This window comes from Mesorhizobium sp. M7A.F.Ca.US.008.03.1.1 (assembly GCF_003997495.1).
GTDB lineage: Bacteria > Pseudomonadota > Alphaproteobacteria > Rhizobiales > Rhizobiaceae > Mesorhizobium.
Genome location: NZ_RZRU01000015.1, coordinates 72,367 through 94,652 on the forward strand (window position 1 = coordinate 72,367; position 22,286 = coordinate 94,652).

Below are 22,286 nucleotides of genomic sequence, written 5' to 3' on the forward strand. Positions count from 1 at the left end.
GCACTAACGCAGACTTTCCATCTCGCGAATGCGTTTGGCGCCTTCTGCTTCCAGCTGCCTGGTGACGGCGCCGATCAGCGTTTCGGCGACGACGAAAAGGGCAGCCGATGAGTCCCATGCCGACGGCACCGCGGTTCGTCCGGCGATAACATGGCGAGCAAAGCGGGCGATCGGCGATAGCCACTGGTCGGTGAACAGCACGATCTGGACGCCACGCTGATGCGCCTTTTCGGCGAAGCGGAGGAGGCTGTCCTGGTAGCGCCTGATGTCGAAAATCACCAGCACGTCGCGCTTGCCCATGTCGATCAGCCGGTCACGCCACATGCTTTCCTGCCCGGCGAGGTGAAAGACATCCGGCTGGATGATGGCGAGGTGGGCGGCCATGTAGCGCGCCAGCGGATCGGTGAAGCGACCGCCGATCAGGAAGGTCTTGCCGCGCCGGTCCGCTAGCCGGGCGGCGATGTCGGCAAGCTGCTTATCGGACAGGTGCCTGAACGTCTCGCGCATATTGTCAAGCGTCGCTTCCAGCATCGGCGACACCGTCCCACCGCCGGGCGAGGGCGGATTGAGCGTCCTTGTCGCCGGCGATTGCAGTTGCGCCGCCAGTTCGTCCTGCAGGCTCGACTGGAACTCCGGATAGTTCTGAAAGCCCAGCCGGGCGACGAAACGCAGGATTGTCGGTGAGGAGACGCCCGCCGCGGCCGAAAATTCAGCAACAGTTTTCAGGCCGATCATCGGATAGTTGGCGATCAGCGTCTGGGCTGCGCGCCGTTCGCTGGCCGGCATGGTACCGATGCGGTCGGCTATCAATTCGGCAATGCTGGAAATCATCTTTTCCCCACCCTGGCTCTGTCGATGGTCTTTTCCGAGATCGCATTTGACAAAGCCGGACAAACTGTATGAAATCATCCACAGGGACGCAATGAGGCAAAATACGTAACATACGATACAGCGCTCCCCGGGGACGGCAGAGTATGGAGAAAGCACGGCCCGCCAGCCTTGCATCGTCTGATACCGTAAGGGTGACGAACCCCGGCGGATCAAGCCCTTTCGTGCTGACCTGCGATCACGCCTCGAACTTCCTGCCCGCCGAATTCGGCACGCTCGGCCTTGCCGTCGAGGACCTGTCGCGCCACATTGCCTGGGATCCCGGCGCGCTGCCGGTTGCCCGCCGCATGGCGCAGGCGCTCGACGCGACGCTGGTCGAAACCCGCATTTCGCGCCTCGTCGTCGACTGCAACAGGCCGCTCGATGCGCCCGATCTGGTACCGCCGGTCAGTGAGACAACAGCCATACCGGGCAATACCGGCCTGTCTGAAAGTGAGCGTGCCGCGCGTGTTGCGCTGTCATGGCAGCCTTTCCATGACACGATTGCAGATATCATCGAAAACAGGCTGTCGCACGGTCAGGAAACGCGGCTGGTTTCGGTCCATTCCTTCACGCCGGTCTACAAGTCCAAAAACCGGCCCTGGCATATCGGCATCATCCATGACGAGGATCGCCGGCTGGCGGCGCCGCTGATATCGGCGCTGAAGCGGCTTGCCGGCGTCACCGTCGGCGTCAACGAGCCGTATTCACCTGCCGACCGCGTCTATTTCACGCTGGAACGGCATGCGCGCTCGCGCGGCCTGCCCTGCGCGATGATCGAAATCCGCAACGACGAAATCGCCGGCGAGACCGGGCAGCGGAAATGGGCGGATCTGCTCACGGGTATTTTTTCGGATCTGGAGCCAGAGGAGGCCGGATATTCCAGATCGCATTCAGTCGGAAAGTCAGTTCAATCGGCTAGCTAGGGCGGGATGTCATCCCGACCCGAGAACCAACAGGGGACACTAAAATGGCAGCACCGGGTTATACTGAAGTTGACAAGGCGGAGGACGTAAAGCACCTCCACAGCATGGGCTATGCCCAGGAACTGGAGCGGCGCCTCAGTCGCTTTTCGAATTTCGCCGTTTCCTTCTCGATCATCTGCATCCTGTCGGGCGGCATCAATTCGCTGGCGCAAGGCACCTCCGGCGCCGGCGGCATCGGCATCGGCATCGGCTGGCTGGTCGGTTGCTTCGTCTCGCTGACCTTCGCGGTCGCCATGTCGCAGATCAGCTCGGCCTATCCGACGGCCGGCGGCCTCTACCACTGGGGTTCGATCCTCGGCAACCGCGGCACCGGCTGGGTCACCGCATGGCTCAACCTGCTCGGCCTGATCACCGTGCTCGGCGCCATCAATGTCGGCACCTGGACGTTCTTCATAGGCGCCTTCGGGCCGACGCTCGGCATTGAAGGCACGCTGACCAACCAGATGATCTTCCTGGTCATCATCACCGGCGCCCAGGCGCTGATCAACCATCTCGGCATCAAGCTGACGGCCAAGCTGACCGACTTTTCGGGATATCTGATCTTCTTTGGCGCGATCCTGATTGCCGTCGTCTGCCTGATCTCCGCCGAGACCTGGGATTTCAGCCGTCTCTTCACGTTCCACAATTACTCCGGCGATGCCGGCGGCGGCGTCTGGCCGGCGGTGTCGAATGCCTGGGTGTTCGCGCTCGGTCTGTTGCTGCCGATCTATACGATCACCGGCTATGACGCTTCCGCGCATACCTCGGAGGAAACCATCAAGGCGGCTTCTTCCGTGCCGCGCGCCATGGTCATGTCGGTGATCTGGTCGGCGGTCTTCGGCTACCTGTTCCTCGCTGCTTTCGTGCTGATGATCCCGAACATGGATGACGCCGCCAAGCAAGGCTGGAACGTGTTCTTCTGGGCCTTCGACCAGCGCGTCAGCCCCGGCATCAAGGAGTTCGTCTACCTCGTCGTGTTCATCGCGCAGCTGCTGTGCGGTCTCGCCACGGTGACGTCTGCCTCGCGCATGATCTTCGCCTTCTCGCGTGACGGCGGCCTGCCGGGTTCGGCGGCACTCGCCAAGGTCAGCCCGACCTACCGCACGCCGGTGGCGGCGATCTGGACGGCCTCGATCCTGTCGGTGCTGTTCGTCTGGGGGTCGACGCTGGTTTCGGTCGCCGGCACCTCGGCCTACACCATCGTCGTGTCCTGCACCGTCATCTTCCTGTTCCTGTCCTTCACCGTGCCGATCGTGCTCGGCATGCTGGCCTGGGGCACGCCGAAGTGGGACAAGATGGGTCCATGGAACATGGGACGCGGCGTGTTCATGCTGTTCGCCTTCCTGTCGATCGTGTCGATGATCCTGATCTTTATCATCGGCATTCAGCCGCCGAATGACTGGGCGCTCTACATCACCGTCGGCTTCTTCATCCTGACGGCGATCGTCTGGTTCGGCTTCGAGAAGCGTCGCTTCCAGGGGCCGCCGCTTGGCGACATCATCGCAGCGCGTCAGGCGGCCATCAAGGCGGCCGAACAGGCCGTCGGCGAAACCGGCCACTGACACCAACCATCACGGCCATGGCCGGCATCGTGCCGGCCATGGTTTCGTTCAACTCATTCAAAGCCCAAGCGCTGGAGTGCCAAAGGAATGGCCGGAAATTTCTCGTTCGATCAGTTGAAGAAGGCGGTCTCCAGCGGTGAGATCGACACGGTGCTGGCCTGCATCGTCGACATGCAGGGACGGCTGGCGGGAAAACGCTTCCTGGCGCAGTACTTCGTCGATTCCGCGCATGACGAAACGCATGGCTGCAACTATCTGCTGGCCGCCGACATCGATATGGAACCGGTGCCCGGCTACAAGGCGGCGAGCTGGTCGAAGGGCTATGGCGACTTTGTCATGAAGCCGGATCTCGCCACGCTGCGGCGCATTCCCTGGCTGGAAAAGACCGCACTCGTGATCTGCGACGTGCTCGACCACCACACCCATGACGACCTGCCGCACTCGCCGCGCGCCATCTTGAAGAAGCAGGTCAAGCGGCTGAGCGAGCGCGGCTATATCGGCTATTTCGCTTCCGAGCTCGAATTCTATCTGTTCAACGAGACCTATGATTCCGCGCGCAAGAAGCACTGGCAGGGTCTCGACACCGCGTCGCCCTATATCGGCGACTATCAGATCGGCATCACCACCAAGGAAGAAGGCGTCATGCGCCGGCTTCGCAATGAGATGGAAGCGGCCGGCATTCCGATCGAAAACTCCAAGGGCGAGTGGGGTCCGGGCCAGGAAGAGATCAATGTGCGCTATGCCGAGGCGCTCGACATGGCCGACCGCCACGTCATCCTGAAGAACGGCGCCAAGGAGATCGCCGAGTCCGAGGGCAAGGCGATTTCGTTCATGTCCAAGTATAATTACGGGCTCGCCGGCAATTCCAGCCACATCCACAATTCGCTGTGGAGCGCCGACGGCAAGACACCGTTGTTCTTCGACAAAAAGGCCGACTGGACGCTGTCGACACTTGGCCAGCAATGGGCCGCCGGCCAGCTCAAATACGCCAAGGAGTTCACCTGGTTCCTGGCGCCCTACATCAACTCCTACAAGCGCTTCCAGGCTGGCACCTTCGCGCCGACCAAGATCATGTGGAGCGAGGACAACCGCACCGCCGGCTTCCGCCTGTGCGGCGAGGGCACCAAGGGCATCCGCATGGAATGCCGCATCGGCGGCGCCGACCTGAACCCGTATCTTGCTTTCGCAGCGCTGATCGCCGCCGGCCTTGCCGGCATCGACGAGAAGCTGGAATTGCAGAAGCCGTTTGTAGGCGATGCCTATCAGGCATCCCGCCTGCCGGAGATCCCGAAGACGCTGCGCGATGCCACCGACACGCTGGCGAAGTCGAAGATGCTCAAGCAGGCGCTCGGCGAGGATGTGCTCGAACACTATGTCCACACCGCGAAGTGGGAGCAGTTCGAATACGACCGCCGCATCACGGACTGGGAACTGCACAGAGGGTTCGAGCGGTACTAGTTATCGACCGTTCGCGCCGCCCCTCACCCTCACCCTTACCCTCTCCCCTCAAGAACGGGGAGAGGGGTACCGGCAGGCGGATGAAGGGGCAACGCCAGCCCATACGATTTGTGATTTAGAATACGAGGACTTACAAAATGACCGAGACGGTCAAACTCATTACCCCCGTCGATGGCTCGATCTATGCCGAGCGGCCCGTGGCAACAGACCAGGCGGTCAATGCCGCGGTGGAACGCGCCAAGGCGGCGCAGGAGAAATGGGCGCTGACGCCGATCGTCGAGCGCGGCAAGTACATGCTCGCCATGCTCGAAGCGCTGGTCGCGATGACCGATGAGATCGTGCCGGAGATTGCCTGGCAGATGGGGCGGCCGGTGCGCTATGGCGGCGAGTTCGGCGGGGTCAAGGAACGCACCAACTACATGGTCGAGATCGCAGAGCAGGCGCTCAAGTCGGTGCCGGCCTCCAACCCGAAGGACGGCTTCCGCCGCTATGTGAAAAAGGACCCGCTCGGCGTCGTCATGGTGATCGCGCCGTGGAATTATCCCTATCTCACCGCCGTCAACACCATCGTGCCGGCGTTGATGGCAGGCAACGCCGTCATCCTCAAGCACGCGGCGCAGACGCTGCTGGTCGGCGAGCGCTTTCAGCAGGCTTTCGACAAGGCCGGTCTGCCGAAGGGTGTGTTCCAGAATATCGTGCTGAACCACGCCCAGACCGAAAAACTGCTCGGTTCGGGCAAGATCGACCACGTCAACTTCACCGGTTCGGTCGGCGGCGGCCGCGCGATCGAAAAGGCGGCGGCGGGCACCTTCATGACGCTCGGGCTCGAACTTGGCGGCAAGGATCCGGCCTATGTGCTGCCCGACGCCAAGATGGATCATGCAGTCGCCAATCTGGTCGACGGCGCCTTCTACAATTCCGGCCAGTGCTGCTGCGGCATCGAACGCGTCTACGTGCACGAAAAGGTCTATGACGAATTCGTCGAAGGCTTCATCGCCGAGACCAAGAACTATGTCGTCGGCAATCCGCTTGACCAGGCGACGACGATGGGGCCGATGGCGCAGGCGCGCTTCGCCGACCTGATCCGCGAACAGAAGGCCGAGGCGCTGCGCAAGGGCGCCAAGGCGCACATCAACATGAAGGTGGCTAACGACAGGGCCGGGTCGCCCTATCTGGCGCCGGAGGTGCTGACCAATGTCGATCATCAGATGAGCGTGATGCGCGAGGAGAGCTTTGGCCCGATCGTCGGCATCATGAAGGTGCGCAGCGACGAAGAGGCGATCGCGCTGATGAACGACAGCCCCTACGGGCTGACCGCTTCGATCTGGACGCGCGATACCGACCATGCGGTGGCGATCGGCAACCGCGTCGAGACCGGCACGGTGTTCATGAACCGCTGCGACTATCTCGACCCGGCCTTGGTCTGGACCGGGGTCAAGGACACCGGCAAGGGTGCGGGGCTGTCGGCCATCGGCTATGACAATCTGACCCGGCCGAAATCTTTCCACCTGCGCGAAGCCATCTGATTTATTGAAAGACAAAAATGTCCAAGCTGATCTCCAAATGGAACTACCCCACCACCGTCCGCTTCGGCGCCGGGCGCATCAAGGAATTGCCCGAGGTGCTTGATGCCACCGGCATCAAGCGGCCGCTGTTCGTCACCGATCCGGGCCTGGCGAAACTGCCGGTCGTCGCCTCGACGCTGAAGATCCTCGACGATGCCAAGGTTCCCTACGGCGTATTCTCCGAGGTCAGGCCGAACCCGGTCGAGTCCAATCTGACCGCCGGCATCGCCGTGTATAGGAAGGGCAAGCATGACGGCGTCATCGCCTTCGGTGGCGGCTCGGCGCTCGATCTCGGCAAATTGATCGCCTTCCAGGCTGGGCAGACGCGGCCGGTGTGGGATTTCGAGGATGTCGACGACTGGTGGACCCGCGCCAATTCGGATGCGATCGCGCCGATCATCGCCGTGCCTACCACCGCCGGGACCGGATCGGAGGTTGGTCGCGCCGGCGTCATCACCAATGAGGCGACGCACACCAAGAAGGTCATCTTCCATCCGAAACTTTTACCGGCAATCGTCATCGCCGATCCGGAACTGTCGGTCGGCATGCCGGGCTTCATCACCGCCGGGACCGGCATGGATGCGCTTGCCCACTGCCTCGAAGCCTATTGCGCGCCGGGCTACCATCCGATGGCCGACGGCATCGCTGTCGAAGGCGTGAGGCTGGTCTTCGAGAACCTGCCGAAGGCCTTTGCCAACGGCAAGGATCTCGTTGCCCGCGCGCATATGATGAGCGCCGCCGCGATGGGCGCCACCGCGTTCCAGAAGGGGCTCGGCGCCATCCACTCGCTGTCGCATCCGGTCGGCGCGCTCTACGACACCCATCATGGCATGACCAATGCGGTGTTCATGCCTTATGTGCTGGCCTTCAATCGCGACTCCATCGAGGAGCGTATTGGCCGGCTCGCCGCCTATTGCGGCATCAAGGGCGGTTTCGACGGCTTCGCCAAGGCGATCATCAAGCTGCGCAAGGAATTGAAGGTGCCGCATGCGCTGCCGGGCCTGATCAAGGGGCTCGACATGGACAAGAAACGCAAGGCGCTGATCGCCGACATGGCGGTGGTCGATCCGACCGCCGGCGGCAACCCCGTCAAGCTGACCAAGAAGGCCGCGCTGACGTTGCTCGAAAACGCCATCGCCGGCACGATTTGAGGCGTTTTCCGCACCGGGAATTGATCTGAAAAGAGGCTATAAAAACAAGGGGGAGGGATGACGGGCAAGGCAGAAACTAGTTAGCCGGAAAAAGAATCGCCAGGCGATTGCTACAGCCGGTTAAAAAGAGTTTACTTTTTCGCACTGCGAGCAGTCGGTTTCACAAAGCTTTCATCTGGCTGTCACATGAAAACGATACCGCATCGCAGGCGTCCAACGGCGTCAGTTCAACGGAGAGAACACATGTTCAAATTCACGGGGAAAGTGCTTTCCCTTTCGGCCGCGGCGCTTTTCGCGTCGACGGTGATTTCGTCCGCGGATTCGATGGACGATCTCGTCAAGGCCGCCAAGGCCGAAGGCCAGCTCACCACCATCGCGCTGCCGCATGATTGGTGCGGCTACGGCGATGTCATCGCAGGCTTCAAGGCAAAGTATCCGGAAATCACCATCAACGAACTCAACCCCGATGCCGGCTCCGGCGACGAGGTCGAGGCGATCAAGGCCAACAAGGACAACAAGGGCCCGCAGGCGCCTGACGTCATCGACGTTGGCCTGTCCTTCGGTCCGTCCGCCAAGAAGGATGGTCTGATCCAGGCTTACAAGGTGTCGACTTGGGACTCGATCCCCGATAGCGCCAAGGATGCCGAAGGTTTCTGGACCGGCGACTATTACGGCGTGCTTTCCTTCCAGGTGAACAAGGATCTGGTCAAGGAATCGCCGAAGGACTGGGCCGACCTGCTGAAGCCGGAATTCGCCAACTCGGTCGCTCTTGCCGGTGATCCGCGCGCGTCGAACCAGGCGATCCAGGCGGTCTACGCCGCTGGCTTGTCGTCGGGTGCGGCTGCTGGTGAAGCTGCCGGCACCGCTGGCCTCGACTTCTTCAAGAAGCTCAACGCCGCCGGCAATTTTGTGCCGGTCATCGGAAAGGCCGCGACGCTCGCCCAGGGCCAGACCCCGATCCTCGTCACCTGGGACTACAACGCGCTCGCCGGCCGTGACACGCTGAAGGGCAACCCGCCCGTCGACGTCGTGGTGCCGAAGACCGGTGTCGTCGCCGGTGTCTATGTGCAGGCGATCAGCGCCTATGCGCCGCATCCGAATGCAGCCAAGCTCTGGCTGGAGTACCTCTACTCCGACGAAGGCCAGATCGCCTGGCTGAAGGGCTATTGCCACCCGATCCGCTTCAACGATCTCGCCAAGAACGGCAAGATCCCGGCGGACGTGCTGGCCAAGCTGCCGCCGGCTGAGTCCTATGCTGCCGCGGTGTTCCCGACGCTCGACGAGCAGGGCAAGGCCAAGGAAGCCATCACCAAGAACTGGGACGCCGTTGTCGGCGCCAACGTCAAGTAACAGTTGAAATCCACCGGGTGGCTTCGCGGCCGCCCGGTTCTTTTCTCGAAGACGGTAGCCGGCGCATGACCGATCTCTCAATGTCCGACCACGCTGTTACCGGGAAAACCGCGCCTCCCGCCGAGGCACGCAGCATGCGGCTGCCGACGCAGTGGCTTGGCGTTGCGCCGTTCTTCATCTTCGCCATCATGTTCCTGATCCTGCCCACGCTCTATCTGATGCTGGGCGCATTCCAGAACGATGCCGGTGAGTTCACCCTCGAAAACATCGCGGCGCTGGCGCAACCGTCAATCGTTGCCGCCTACTGGATTTCGATCAAGGTCAGTCTCGCGTCGTCGCTGATTGGCGCCTTTGCAGGCCTGGCGATTGCCATCGCCATCGTGCGCGGTGGCCTGCCGGACTGGATACGTTCGGCGACACTGACGTTTTCCGGCGTGGCCTCCAATTTTGCCGGCGTGCCGCTGGCCTTTGCCTTCCTCGCCACGCTCGGCCGCCTCGGCCTTGCGACGGTGATCCTGAACACCGTGTTCGGCCTTAACATCTACGCGCATGGCTTCAACATCCTGTCATTCTGGGGCCTGACACTGACCTATGTTTATTTCCAGATACCGCTGATGGTGGTGATCATCGTGCCAGCCATCGACGGGCTGAAGAAGGAATGGGGCGAGGCAGCCGCGACGCTGGGCGCGACCATGTCCCAGTACTGGCGGATGGTGGTCATTCCGGTGATCTGGCCGAGTTTCCTCGGCACCGTGATCCTGTTGTTCGCCAACGCCTTCGGCGCCATCGCCACCGCGTATGCGCTGACCGGCTCGTCGCTCAACATCGTGCCGATCCTGCTCTATGCCCAGATCCGTGGAGATGTGCTGCACAATGCCCATCTCGGCTATGCCATCGCCTTCGGTATGATCGTCATCACCGGTCTTGCCAATGTGTTCTACATCTGGTTCCGGACCCGTTCCGAGAGGTGGCTGAAATGAAGTCGGGAAAGTTCTGGGCCTGGCTCGTCTTCGCTCTTGGCGCGGCCTACTTTTTCATTCCGCTGATCGCGACCGTGGAGTTCTCGATGCGCATGCGGCGCGGGGAGTACTCCTTCGACGCCTACAAGGTCGTGTTGGGCGATGCCCGTTTCCAGGCCACCTTCGGCTATTCGGTACTGGCCGCCGTCTTCACCATCATTCTCGGTGTGCTCATCGTGGTGCCAGCCGCCTACTGGATCCGGCTTCGCCTGCCGCAACTGCGGCCGATCGTCGAGTTCATTACCCTGCTGCCGCTGGTCATCCCGGCCATCGTCATCGTCTTCGGCTACATTAGAATGTACGGGTCGAATTCGCCGCTACCGTTCCTGGCGACCGATACAGGCACCAATGCCTTGCTGGTCATCGGCTATGCGACACTGGCGCTGCCCTATATGTATCGCGCCGTCGACACCGGGCTTCGCACAATCGACGTGCGCACCTTGACGGAAGCTGCACAGATCCTTGGCGCTGGTTGGGGAACGATCATCACCCGTGTCATCCTGCCCAACGTGCTGATCGCGGTGCTCTCGGGCGCCTTCCTCACCTTCGCGATCGTCATCGGCGAATTCACCATGGCCAGCCTGCTCAACCGGCCGGCCTTCGGCCCCTATCTGCAGAATATCGGCGCCAACCGCGCCTATGAGCCAGCGGCGCTCGCCATCATCGCCTTCGCCATCACCTGGGGCTGCATGTCGCTGATCCAGATCCTGTCCCGCTTCGCGCCGAAATCGGCGAACCGCCCAAATTGATCGAGAGAACCACGCCATGGCCGACCCATTCCTCTCCATCCAGCACGTTCGAAAATCCTTCGGCGCCACCACGGTGGTGGAGGATTTCAATCTCGACGTCGAGCGCGGCGAATTCGTCTCCTTCCTCGGGCCATCCGGCTGCGGCAAGACGACCGTGCTGCGCATGGTCGCCGGTTTCGAGGAGCCGAGCGCGGGCACGATCGTCGTCAGCGGCAAGGACATTACGAGGCTGAAGCCCAACCAACGCAATGTCGGCATGGTGTTCCAGGCCTATGCGCTGTTTCCGAACCTGACCGTGGCGCAGAACATCGGCTTCGGCCTGAAGGTCGCCGGCATGCCAAGGGCGGACATCGATGCCCGCGTCGCCGAGATGCTCGGCATCATCAAGCTGCCGCAGATGGCGGATCGCTACCCTTACCAGCTCTCGGGCGGCCAGCAGCAGCGCATCGCATTGGCCCGCGCCATCGCGCCGAAGCCGAAGCTGCTGCTGCTCGACGAGCCGCTGTCGGCGCTCGACGCCAAGGTGCGCGTGTCGCTGCGCGAGGAAATCCGCTCGATCCAGAAGAAGCTCGGCATCACCACCATTTTCGTGACGCACGACCAGGAAGAGGCGCTGTCGATCTCGGATCGCATCGCCGTCATGTATGGCGGCAAGGCCGAGCAGGTCGGCACGCCGTTCGAGATCTACAACCGTCCGGCGACCAAGTTCGTTGCCAATTTCGTCGGCACGCTGAACGTGCTGGAAGGCACCGTCACCGATGCCGCTGCAGGCACGGTGCGGGTCAATTCCGAACAGGTCTCGCTCAAGGGCAAGCTCAACGGTTCCAAGTCAGGCGACACGCTGTCGCTGGCGTTGCGTCCGGAAGCCATCTCGCTTGGCCGCCAGCCCGGCCGCGACTCCAGCCTTTCCGGAGAAATCTCCGAAGTGCATTTCCTCGGCTCGGTCATCCGGGTTCGTGTCGGCATCGGCGGCAACACGGTCTCGCTCGACACCTTCAACAGCCCGGCAACACCGCCCCCCGCGGTCGGCGAAAAGGCGGAAATCTCGTTTTCGTCGAGCGATATGCTTGTGCTGCACTAGGCTGCTGCGCTTGTTTGGAATGAATGGCTGCATCCCGGTCTACGAAGACGGAAGATGCTTCCGCCCGCGTGGCATGGGCTGCAATGCAGCGAAGTCCGTGTTTAAGCGAATCCTCTATCGGGTGATCTCGATGTCGGTGGGGTCGGCGGATTTGTCGAATTAGCAAAAAGGCAATTCGAGGCATAATCCTGCCGGCACGAGCTTGCTGGGCAATCAACAGTTTCCAGCCGCTTTGCCGCTGCCAGAATCTCGTTTCCCGGCTATAAGAGGCCATGGTTCTTTTCGAACTGACACTTGTTTTGCTGTTGATTGCTGTTGCGCTTACGGCGCTGTCGCGGCGCGTGCAGGTTCCCTATCCCTCTTTGCTGGCGCTGGCTGGGGTGGGCATAGCCTTCGTGCCCGGCGTGCCGACCATCGAGATCGACCCGGAACTGGCGCTTGCACTGTTCATCGCGCCGGTGCTGCTCGATGCCGCCTATGACACATCCCTGCGCGATCTCAACCGCTACAGGGTCCCGCTTGTGCTGCTGGCGCTTGGTGCCGTCCTTTTCACGACAGCGACGGTCGCGCTGGCCGGCTGGGCGATGGCAGGTCTGCCCATCGCCGCGGCCATAGCGCTTGGCGCCATCGTGGCGCCGCCCGATGCGGTTGCGGCATCGGCCGTGCTTGGCCAGTTCAAGGTGCCGCATCGCATCACTGCCATTCTGCAAGGCGAGAGCCTGCTTAACGATGCTACCGCGTTGCTGATCTACCGGATGGCGATTTCGGCGGCAGCAGGTTCCATTCTGCTGAGCAGCGCCGTCCCGATGATCTTGCTGTCCACGCTCGGCAGTCTTGCGGCCGGCTACCTGCTTGGCCGGGTGTCTCTGATGACCCTGGGCCGGATCGAGGATCCCGCGAGCGGCACTGTGGTGCAATTTGCCGGCACATTCGGGGTCTGGATCCTGGCCGACAGGATCGGACTGTCGGCCATCATCACCCTAGTCGTCTATGCCATGACGATCGCTCGCACCGCGCCGCGCCGCATGCCGGCCAGAAACCGCATCAGCTCGTATTCGGTCTGGGAAACGGCGGTCTTCGTGCTCAATGTTCTGGCTTTCGTGCTGATGGGGCTGCAGGCGCGTACGATCGTCGGCCGGCTTGCCGGGCAGGGGCAGACCGACGCGTTCGTCCTGGCCGGGACAGTGCTTGCCATCGTCATCGTCTCACGCCTCATCTGGGTGCTGGGGTGCGGCGCGGTCATCAGGTGGTTTGACCGTTTCGGCGTAGCTGATCGTCAGCGTGACGCTCCGTCGTTTCGTGGTGGCGTGCTGATCGGCTGGTGCGGGATGCGCGGTTTGGTGACGCTTGCGGCGGCATTCGCCCTGCCGGCTGAATTCCCGGCCCGCGACCCGATCGTGCTCGCTGCCTTCACGGTGGTGCTCGGCACGCTGGTGCTGCAAGGCATGAGCCTGAAGCCGCTGCTGCGCCTGCTGAACCTCGACCCTGACGAAACGGTCGACCGCGAGGTTGCGCAGGCGCGTGTTGTGGTCATGCAGGCCGCGCTCGACATATTGAGTGGCAAGACATCGGACGCGGCGGCCGCGGTGCGCGAGCAATATGCCGCTCAACGCAAGATCGCCAAAAACCCCGACGATGCCCAGGCGGCGACCGAATATGACCGCTTGCGTCTTTATGCGATCAAGAGCCAGCGCGACGCGCTGGAGGAATTGCGCCGCAACGGGACGATCGGGGACGAAGCCTATCATCGCCTTGAGGAAGAGATCGACTGGACCGAACTGGCGGCGTCGCCACCCGGCCGGTTCCAGCCGCTGAATACTTAAGGCATCGCACGCCGTTTTCCGGCGCACGGAAGATACCGAAGTGCTTCGGGATCGGTGCATGATCCCGGTGAAAGGCAAGGCTGGTCCAAGCCACATCCATTCTCCTGCACATTGCAACCGTGGCATCGAACCGCTACTGCCAACACGAAATTGAGCCGGATAAGCAATGAAGCTGGTCAGCTACAACATCCAGTACGGGTTCGGCGGCGACGGGCGCTACGATCTTTCGCGCGCGGCGCGGATCGTTGCCGGCGCCGATATCATTGCCCTGCAAGAGGTCGAGCGGCACTGGCAGCGCAGCAATCATGACGACCAGCCGGAGCTGCTTTCCCGCCTGCTGCCCGAACATCACTGGGTCTATGGCCCGGCCTTCGACATGGATGCCAGCGAGCAGCGCGACGGCCGTCTGGTCAATCGGCGCCGTCAGTTCGGCACCATGGTGCTGTCGAAACTGCCGATCGTCTGGTCGCGACTGCATGCGCTGCCGATGCGCCGCACGCAGCGGCCGCTCAACACCCGCAACGCCGCGCTTGAATGCATGATCCGCACGCCGGCAGGGCCGGTGCGGGTGTTGTCGCTGCATCTCGCCCATATCGCGGCCGAGGAGCGGCTGGAGCAGATCGACTATCTCCTGGCCGAGCATCGCCGGGCACTGTCCGATGGCGGGCCGTGGAGCGGCGTCGACGACGAGCCCACGCGCAACTGGACCAGCGGCGAGGCGGAGCCGGAAAACCCCCTGGCGGCGATCTGGATGGGTGATTTCAACATGGAACCGGGCAGCGCCGAATATCGCCGTATCGTCGGCAGCACGCCCTACCATCGGGGTGCCGCCTATTTTGACGGTTTCGTCGATGCCGCCGCCGTTGCCGGGGAGCCGGTTCCGGACTTCCACACCCATGTGAAGACCATCGACGGCAAGCTGGCAAAGCGCCGGCTCGACCATTGCTTCGTCGGCGGCATGTTCGCCGGGCGGGTGCGTTCGATCAGTGCCGACATCGGCGAGGTTGCGTCGGATCATTTTCCGCTACGGGTCGACATCGACCTGGAAACGCCCGGCATCGCCACATGAGCCACGCATGACGCTTTTCGTCTTCTTCGCAGTGCTTGCAGCCGCCGCCATGCACGCGATCTGGAACGCGCTGGTCAAGGTCCATCTCGACCGCTTCCTGTCGATCACGCTGATGACGCTCGGCATGGGCGCGGCGGCACTCGTGGTGCTGCCTTTCGTCGAAGTGCCGAAGGCGGAAGTGTGGCCCTACATCATCGCCTCCGTCATTTTCCACATGGGCTACCGGACCTTCCTGATCGGCGCCTACAAGGCTGGTGATTTCGCCCAGACCTATCCGCTGGCGCGGGGCACCGCACCTCTGCTGTCGGCCTTTGGCGGCATGTTCGTCGTCGCCGAGATTCCCGGCCCGTTCGCCATGCTCGGCATCTTCCTGCTGTCGGCCGGCACGCTGGTGATGTCGTTTCGGGGCGGCGCACATCTGGAAAAGCTCAATCTGCGCGCGGTCGGCTTCGCGCTGGGCACTTCGATCTTCATTGCCAGCTACACGCTGTCCGACGGCAGCGGCGCGCGGCTGGCGGCAACCGCGCAGAGCTATGCAGCCTGGCTGTTCATCTGCGATGCTTTTGGCGCCTTGGCGCTGTGCCTCATCTTCCGCGGGCCGAAGGCACTGCCGGTGCTGGCGCGCGACTGGAAGGCCGGGCTGTTCACGGGCGTGCTCAGCGGCGCCGCCTACTGGATCGTGATGTGGGCGATGACCAAGGCGCCGATCGCCTCCGTGGCCTCGCTGCGTGAAACCTCGATCCTGTTTGCCATGATAATCTCGGTCTTCGCTCTCGGCGAAAAGATGACCGGCTGGCGCGGTGCCGCCGCGCTCAGCATCGTTGCCGGTGTCGTCGCGCTCAGGCTCGGCTGATTGCCGTCAACTCAGCACGGTCATTACCTGGCCACGTCGTTCCGGACTGAAGCGGATGACGACGATGATGCAGACGGCAACCACGCCTGCGAACAGCGCCAGCGCATAGCCATAGCTGCCTCCGGCGCTTTCCGCGATTCCTGCCTGATAGGGGCCGCCATAGGATGCCGCGAGATTACCCGCCTGATAGATGAAGCCCGGCAAGGTCGCCCGCACCGCGCCGGGCGAAAGCTCGTTGAGGTGCACCGGGATGACGCCCCAGGCGCCCTGGACCGCGACCTGCATGACGAAGGCGCCGATGGCGAGCATGAACGGGGTGGTCGAGTAGGCCCATAGCGGAATCGACGGCAAGGCGATCAGGCAGGCCAGCGTGATGGCGTTGACGCGGCCGATCTTCTCGGACAGCGCGCCGAACGCCAGGCCGCCGACGATGGCGCCGATATTGGCGACGATGGTGATCCAGCTCACCGTGTGCGGATCGAAGCCGTGCTGCTTCTTCAGGAAGGTCGGATAAAGATCCTGCGTGCCATGGCTGAAGAAATTGAAGAACATCATCAGCACGACGGCATAGAGCGCGACGCCCCAGTGCTTCCGCAGCGTTTCCCACATGCCCGGTCTCGCGGTCTTCTGGGCTTGGACGAAGGCCGGCGATTCCGGCACATGCGAGCGGATGAACAGCACAATCAGCGCCGGCACAAAGCTGAGCAGGAACATGGCACGCCAGCCGATCGTGTAGCCGCCGATCGTCTGCTGATAGAGCAGGCCGTAGACCACCGCCGCCAGCAGATAGCCGGCCGGATAGCCGCATTGCAGGATGCCGGAGACCAGGCCGCGTGCACTGGGTGGGATGGATTCCATGGCCAGCGAACTGCCAAGCCCCCATTCACCACCCATGGCGATGCCGAACAGAGCGCGCAACGCCAGGAAGATGCCGAGATTGGGCGAGAAGGCGGCCAGTGCGCCGATCACCGAATAGCTGACGATGTTGAGCATCAGGATGGGCTTGCGCCCGTATTTGTCGGCAAGCATGCCGAAGAAGAACGCGCCGATGAAGCGCGTTGCCAGCGTCAGGAACAGCGCCTTGGAGACGGCCGGGACATCGGCGTGGAATTCGGTCGCGATATCGGTGAGCAGGAATGTCAGAAGGAAGAAATCGAAAGCATCGAGCGTCCAGCCCAGGAATGAGGCGAGGACGGTCTTCTTCTGCTGCGAATCAAGGGGCAAATCTTCCTCCTCCATCATCATCGATGGGGGGAATTATCGGCCAGTTCAGGGAAGACCGGTGGTCACTTTTTCGCGTGGCTCATTTGATCGAACGCCCGCTGGAATGGCGGAAGGTGCGACAGTGCGTGTCATCGGTCGACGGGTTCTAGATTTCGAGATCAAACACCATCAGCCCGTCTGTACCGCCTTCGAGAGCCGCAACAAGCCGAGCCCCGGCGCGCTGGTGCGCCTCATGCGCCAGATAGGCGTCGCGGGCGGCAGCATCGCGAAAATCGATGGTGAAGCCATGGGTGAAGCCGCGTGCGAACGGCTCCGGGCTGACATTGGCGCTGAATTTTACTGCGTCCATGCCGTCGATCACCTGTCGAAGAGCCTCGAGATCGGCATGGATAGCGGTGCGCTCGGTGGCGGCGACATCATTGCGAAATCTAGCGAAAACACAGTGCCTGATCATTTTTCACTCCATCTCTTTTTTACGCAATTCCGGACGGAAAACCGCTTAACACTTTTCCTGGAATTGCTTCTAAGCCGCCCGGTTTCCGGAAAACACCGCCGGCGGCAGTGGCTCGCGGCCGAGGACTAGGTCGGCGCCCTTTTCGCCGACCATGATGGTCGGCGCATTGGTGTTGGAGGAGGGCACGCGCGGCATCACCGAGGCATCGCAGACGCGCAGGCCCTCAATGCCGCGTAGCCTGAGATCCGGCGTCACGACAGCCATGTCGTCGTGGCCCATGCGGCACGTGCCGACCGGGTGGTGGTCGGTTTTGGAACTGCGGCAGGCATAGTCGAACAGTTCGTCGTCGCTGGCGAGCGACGGGCCGGGCAGCACTTCACGCAGCACATAGGGGGCAAGCGCCTTCTGCCGCATGATCTCGCGCGCCAGTCGCAGGCCCTTGATCGACATGGCGCGGTCATAGGGATCGGACCAGTAGTTCGGATCGATCAGCGGGTGGTCGGCCGGGTCGGCACTCTTCAGCCGCACCGTGCCGCGCGAGCGCGGCCGCAGGAAGGCCGAGTTCAACGTGACGCCGGGGTTTTTCAGCTTCTCGACGCCGGCCTCGATGCCGGAGCCGAGGCCGAGGTGGAACTGGATGTCGGGCGAAGCGGCTGTCGGGTCGGCGTACCAGAAGCCGCCGGTCTCGAACAGGCTGGAGGCCACCGGTCCCTTCTTCAGGAGCAGATATTGCAGGCCGGCCCAGGCCGTGCGGTGCAGCTTGGCGTAGTTGTCGTAGGTGTGGTCGCCGGTGCATTCGGCGATGACGAACAGGTCTAGATGGTCCTGCATGTTGGAGCCGACGCCGGGCAGGTCGTGCACCGGCGTGACGCCGACCGCTTTCAGATGGTCCGCGGGGCCGATGCCCGACTGCATCAGGAGTTTTGGCGAGCCGATGGCGCCGGACGAGACGATCACCTCGCGTTCGGCGCGCAGGATTTTCTTCTCGCCGCCTGGTCCGTCGACCACCTCGACGCCGATGGCACGGCCCTTTTCGACGACGATGCGGGTCACCAGCACGTCGGTCCTGACCGTCAGGTTCTTGCGGGCGCGGATCGGCTTCAAATAGGCGACGGAAGCGGACGAGCGCCGGGCATCCTTCTGGGTCAGCTGGTAATAGCCGACGCCTTCTTGGGCAGCGCCGTTGAAATCCGGATTGAAGGGAATGCCCATCTCCTGGCCGGCGCGGAAATAGGCCTCGCAGATCGGCAGTGGCGCAATCGGGTTCGAGACGCCGAGAGGTCCCTGGTCGCCGTGAAAATCGTTGGCGTAGCGCTGGTTGTTTTCGGCCCGCTTGAAATAGGGCAGCACGTCGCGATAACCCCAGCCGGTGAGACCCTCTTCCTTCTCCCAGGCATCATAGTCGCGGGCATTGCCGCGCGTGTAGATCTGGGCGTTGATGGACGAGCCGCCGCCGACCACCTTGGCCTGCGTGTACCAGAAGACGCGGTCCTTCATGTTTCTCTGCGGCACGGTCGACCAGCCCCAGGAGGCGATCCCCTTCGTCATCTTGGCGAAGCCCGCCGGCATGTGGATATAGGGATGCCAGTCCTTGCCGCCGGCTTCCAGCAGCAAGATTGAGTTGCTGGGATTCTCGCTCAACCGGTTGGCCAGAACGCAGCCGGCCGGACCGGCGCCCACGATGATGTAATCGGTCATTTTTTCATCCGTTCACAGCCGTGGCACGGAGAGCGCGCCGTCGACATTGATGATCGAGCCGGTCGAAAAGCCGAGCTTTCCACCGGCGAGCGTCGCCACCACGGCGCCGATGTCCGATGCTTCGCCCCAGCGCTTTGCCGGCACCAGCCCACCGTCGATGAGGGCGTCGTATTTGGCGGTGACGCCTGAAGTCATGTCGGTGCGGATGATGCCGGGCCGCACCTCGAAGACGCCAATGTCTTCGGGCGCAAGCCGCAGCGCCAGGTTCTTCACCCACATCGAAAGCCCGGCCTTTGAGATGCAGTAGTCGGAGCGTTCCGGCGACGCCATTTCGGCGCTGACCGAGGTGATGGTGATGATCGATCTTGGATGACTGTCAGGTGCGGCCAGCATCGCCTTGGCGACGGCCTGGCTGAGGAAGACGGTGCCGCGCAGATTGATGCCAAGCGCGCGGTCGAAATTCTCCGGCTTGAGGTCCAGGAGGTCACCGCGCACCACGGCGCCGACGCCGGCATTGTTGACCAGGCAGTCGATCCGGCCGAAGGCGCGCATTGCGGCATCGACAAGTGCGGTGTGGCTGGCGAGATCGGCGATGTCGCACCTGACATAGGCGAACTGCGCGCCACGCTTGGTGATGTCGGTGGCAAGTCCGTCAGCGGCCGTTTCGGCAAGGTCGGCGACCAGAATATCGAAGCCGGCATCCGCCAGTGCCTGGGCGCAGGCAAGGCCAATGCCGCGCGCGCCGCCGGTGACGATGGTGGAGGGTCGGGTCATGCGGCGAGGTCCGTCTTACGGATGTGATCGGCGACACGCAGCGCCTGGGCTGCAATCGATAGCGCCGGATTGACCGCCGCGGAGTTCGGCAGGAAACCGGCGTCGACGACGAACAGGTTCCGGTGGTCGAAGGAGCGGCAGTAAGGGTCGAGCGCCGCCGTCGCCGGATCGTCGCCCATCTTGACCGTGCCGCACTGATGCGATGGCGTGCGCTTGTCGAAGGGGCGCGAGAGAACGATGGGATAACCGCAGGCGCGGAAATTCTCGCGCATCACCTTGGTCAGCCCGTCGAGCGACTGCATGTTGGAGCGCCGCCACTGCATGACGATGTCCGTGCCGTCGACCATGATGCGGCTTTCAGGATCGGGCAGGTCCTCGCACATCAGGTACCAGTCGACGGCGTGGCCGGCCATGAAATCGAGCGCGAATCCCGGCGTGTACTTGACATTGGCCCGCAGCATGTTGCCGTCGATCTTGCCGAGCAACTGGACGTTCCCCAGCGGCTTGCCGCCCTTGCCGTCGGACAGATAATAGTCGTTTAGCATCAACGTCTTCTGGTAGACGGCATCGTTGCGGCGGCGCGGGTCGATCGCCAGCATGGCGCTGGAATTGTGGTTCATGAAATTGCGGCCGACCTGGTCGGAGCGGTTGGCAAGGCCCTTGCCGTGCGATGTGGGCGAGCGCAGCAGGATGACGGCGGAATTGACCGCGCCGGCCGAGAGGATGACCAGCTTCGGTGATACTTTCTTCAGCTCGCCATTCTGGCGGTAGTGAATGGCTGATATCGTCGTGCCGTCGGCCGAGGCTTCGAGATATTCGACATAGGCGCCGGTCTCGAGCTTGATGTTCTGGTCGGTCAGGGCAGCGGCAAGCGGCCCGGTTTGCGCGTCTACCTTGCCCTGGCCGGTGTTGGGAAAAGCATCCCAGCCGGTCTTGCCCTCTTTCAGCCAGGTGTCGATGTCGACGCCGAGCGGCAGCGAGGCCGGGTGCAGGCCGAGGCCCTTCAGCTCGGCGCGGGCTCGGGCGATGGGGGCTTCGTCTGGCACCGGCTTGAAGGCATAGGGGACCGAATGGAACGGCTCGGTCGGATCCTCGCCCAGTGCACCGCGCACGCGAAACAGCTGTTCGGCTTTCGAATACCAGGGCTCGAATTCCTCATAGGAAAACGGCCATGCCGGCGAGACGCCGCCAAAGTGCTCCATGGCGGCGAAATCTTCCTTCCGGTAACGGATCAGCACCGCGCCATAGAACTTCGAATTGCCGCCGACATAGTAATAGTTGCCGGGGTTGAAGGCGGCGCCGCCGGCCTCACGCCACATCTCCTTCGGCCTATAATGGCCGTCGACGAAGATCGAGCGCGTGTCGCGCGCGTGCGGCGTTGCCGGCAACGGCTCGCCGCGCTCCAGCATCAGGATCGAGGCGCCGCTGCCCGCAAGGCCGGAGGCGATCGTGGCGCCGCCAATGCCGGAGCCGATGATGACGATGTCCGGATTTGTCATGGCGGTCAGCGAATGCGGGTCTCGGTCGCCGGATCGAAGAACACCGCCTTGGTCAGGTTGAAGGCAAGCGGCGTGCTGGTGCCCGGCTGGATGTTGGCGTCGGCGCGCAGCCGCGCCACCACGCCCCTGCCGCCGAGATTGGTGACGGCGAAGGTGTCCGAGCCGGCCGGTTCGACGACCTCGATGTGACAGTCGGCGGTGGCGATGTGCGAGGCGTTGCGCTCGGCACCTTCCGGATCGGTCAGGGCTTCGGGGCGGACGCCGAAGATGATCGGCTTGCCCTGGAATGCCGACAGGCCCGCCGGCGCATTGGCCATCGGCAAGTTGATCGGCTCGCGCGCCTCGCGCTGCAGCACGACCGACAGCGCGTTGCCTGACGTGCCGATCGTCGCCGGGATCAGGTTCATCGCCGGCGAGCCCATGAAATCGGCGACGAAGAGGTTGGTCGGGTTGTTGTAGATTTCGGCCGGCGTGCCGAACTGCTGCACTTCGCCGTCGCGCATGACGGCGATCTTGGTCGCCAGCGTCATCGCCTCGATCTGGTCGTGGGTGACGTAGACGATGGTGGTGCCGGTGGTGGCATGCAGGCGCTTGATCTCGATGCGCATGTCGACGCGCAGCTTGGCGTCGAGGTTGGACAGCGGCTCGTCGAACAGGAACAGTTTGGGGTCGCGCACCAGCGCCCGGCCCATGGCGACGCGCTGGCGCTGGCCGCCCGAAAGCTGGCTCGGCTTGCGCTGCAGCAAGTGACCGATCTGCAGCACCTTGGCCACCTTGTCGATCGCCTTCTGGCGCTCCGCCGCCGGTACACCGCGCATCTCCATGCCGAACGAGATGTTTCCGGCCACCGTCATGTTCGGGTAGAGCGCATAGCTCTGGAACACCATGGCGATGTCGCGCTTGGAGGGGTGCAGATCGTTGATGGTGCGGCCGTCGACACGGATTTCGCCCGAGGTGATCGTCTCCAGGCCGGCGATGGTGTTGAGCAAAGTGGACTTGCCGCAGCCGGAAGGGCCGACCAGCACCAGGAAGCCGCCTTTCTCGAGCTCGACATCGATCCCTTTCAGGATTTCGACCTGGCCGAAGCGCTTCCTCAGACCATCAATTTCCAGAAAAGCCATCAGA

Annotated in this window: 19 protein-coding genes; 12 read left to right on the plus strand and 7 right to left on the minus strand. The window is 62.9% G+C overall.

Annotated features, from left to right (window positions below; translation table 11 throughout):
• Positions 1–3 precede the first annotated feature (3 nt).
• Positions 4–831: a MurR/RpiR family transcriptional regulator gene (locus EOA16_RS20780; RefSeq protein ID WP_127259943.1), complete on the minus strand. Its 828-nt coding sequence runs from the start codon at positions 829–831 to the stop codon at positions 4–6.
• Positions 832–974: 143 nt separating this feature from the next.
• Between EOA16_RS20780 and EOA16_RS20785 the strand changes: the two genes are divergently transcribed.
• From EOA16_RS20785 to EOA16_RS20840, 12 genes are all read left to right on the plus strand, one after another.
• Positions 975–1,793, plus strand: a complete 819-nt coding sequence (locus tag EOA16_RS20785) for an N-formylglutamate amidohydrolase (RefSeq protein ID WP_127259944.1) — start codon at positions 975–977, stop codon at positions 1,791–1,793.
• Positions 1,794–1,837: 44 nt separating this feature from the next.
• Positions 1,838–3,394 (plus strand): amino acid permease, encoded by a 1,557-nt coding sequence (locus tag EOA16_RS20790; RefSeq protein ID WP_127259945.1) that lies wholly within the window; start codon positions 1,838–1,840, stop codon positions 3,392–3,394.
• An 87-nt stretch (positions 3,395–3,481) separates the two neighbouring features.
• Complete coding sequence (locus EOA16_RS20795) at positions 3,482–4,852, plus strand: glutamine synthetase family protein (protein ID WP_013529682.1); 1,371 nt, start codon at positions 3,482–3,484, stop codon at positions 4,850–4,852.
• Positions 4,853–4,989: 137 nt separating this feature from the next.
• Positions 4,990–6,378, plus strand: coding sequence for an aldehyde dehydrogenase family protein (locus EOA16_RS20800; RefSeq protein WP_127259946.1), 1,389 nt, complete (start codon positions 4,990–4,992; stop codon positions 6,376–6,378).
• Between the two features lie 17 nt (positions 6,379–6,395).
• Positions 6,396–7,568: an iron-containing alcohol dehydrogenase gene (locus tag EOA16_RS20805; protein WP_127259947.1), complete on the plus strand. Its 1,173-nt coding sequence runs from the start codon at positions 6,396–6,398 to the stop codon at positions 7,566–7,568.
• Positions 7,569–7,811: 243 nt separating this feature from the next.
• Positions 7,812–8,918: an ABC transporter substrate-binding protein gene (locus tag EOA16_RS20810; RefSeq protein WP_127259948.1), complete on the plus strand. Its 1,107-nt coding sequence runs from the start codon at positions 7,812–7,814 to the stop codon at positions 8,916–8,918.
• Positions 8,919–8,998: 80 nt separating this feature from the next.
• Positions 8,999–9,898: an ABC transporter permease subunit gene (locus EOA16_RS20815; protein WP_206517354.1), complete on the plus strand. Its 900-nt coding sequence runs from the start codon at positions 8,999–9,001 to the stop codon at positions 9,896–9,898.
• A complete protein-coding gene (locus EOA16_RS20820) occupies positions 9,895–10,686 on the plus strand; it encodes an ABC transporter permease (RefSeq protein ID WP_027037623.1) in 792 nt (263 codons plus the stop codon). The genes EOA16_RS20815 and EOA16_RS20820 overlap by 4 nt, the downstream gene beginning before the upstream one ends.
• A 16-nt stretch (positions 10,687–10,702) precedes the next feature.
• A complete protein-coding gene (locus tag EOA16_RS20825) occupies positions 10,703–11,767 on the plus strand; it encodes an ABC transporter ATP-binding protein (protein WP_013529688.1) in 1,065 nt (354 codons plus the stop codon).
• A gap of 272 nt (positions 11,768–12,039) precedes the next feature.
• Complete coding sequence (locus tag EOA16_RS20830; protein ID WP_127259950.1) at positions 12,040–13,590, plus strand: sodium:proton antiporter; 1,551 nt, start codon at positions 12,040–12,042, stop codon at positions 13,588–13,590.
• Positions 13,591–13,756: 166 nt separating this feature from the next.
• Positions 13,757–14,659, plus strand: a complete 903-nt coding sequence (locus tag EOA16_RS20835; protein WP_127259951.1) for an endonuclease/exonuclease/phosphatase family protein — start codon at positions 13,757–13,759, stop codon at positions 14,657–14,659.
• A 7-nt stretch (positions 14,660–14,666) separates the two neighbouring features.
• On the plus strand, positions 14,667–15,512 hold the full coding sequence (locus EOA16_RS20840; protein ID WP_127259952.1) for an EamA family transporter: 846 nt from the start codon (positions 14,667–14,669) through the stop codon (positions 15,510–15,512).
• Between the two features lie 6 nt (positions 15,513–15,518).
• Here the strand turns inward: EOA16_RS20840 and EOA16_RS20845 are convergent, their stop codons facing one another.
• The 6 genes from EOA16_RS20845 to EOA16_RS20870 form a co-directional block, all read right to left on the minus strand.
• A complete protein-coding gene (locus EOA16_RS20845) occupies positions 15,519–16,736 on the minus strand; it encodes an MFS transporter (RefSeq protein ID WP_164754342.1) in 1,218 nt (405 codons plus the stop codon).
• A gap of 145 nt (positions 16,737–16,881) precedes the next feature.
• A complete protein-coding gene (locus EOA16_RS20850; RefSeq protein WP_127259953.1) occupies positions 16,882–17,190 on the minus strand; it encodes a Dabb family protein in 309 nt (102 codons plus the stop codon).
• Between the two features lie 69 nt (positions 17,191–17,259).
• Positions 17,260–18,888, minus strand: coding sequence for a GMC family oxidoreductase N-terminal domain-containing protein (locus tag EOA16_RS20855; protein ID WP_127259954.1), 1,629 nt, complete (start codon positions 18,886–18,888; stop codon positions 17,260–17,262).
• 12 nt (positions 18,889–18,900) lie between these two features.
• The gene (locus EOA16_RS20860; protein WP_127259955.1) at positions 18,901–19,662 is read right to left on the minus strand and encodes a 3-ketoacyl-ACP reductase; all 762 of its coding nucleotides are present in this window, start codon (positions 19,660–19,662) and stop codon (positions 18,901–18,903) included.
• Complete coding sequence (locus EOA16_RS20865) at positions 19,659–21,161, minus strand: GMC family oxidoreductase (protein ID WP_127259956.1); 1,503 nt, start codon at positions 21,159–21,161, stop codon at positions 19,659–19,661. Before EOA16_RS20865 ends, EOA16_RS20860 begins: the two co-directional genes overlap by 4 nt.
• Positions 21,162–21,166: 5 nt before the next feature.
• Positions 21,167–22,282, minus strand: coding sequence for an ABC transporter ATP-binding protein (locus EOA16_RS20870; RefSeq protein ID WP_127259957.1), 1,116 nt, complete (start codon positions 22,280–22,282; stop codon positions 21,167–21,169).
• Positions 22,283–22,286 lie beyond the last annotated feature (4 nt).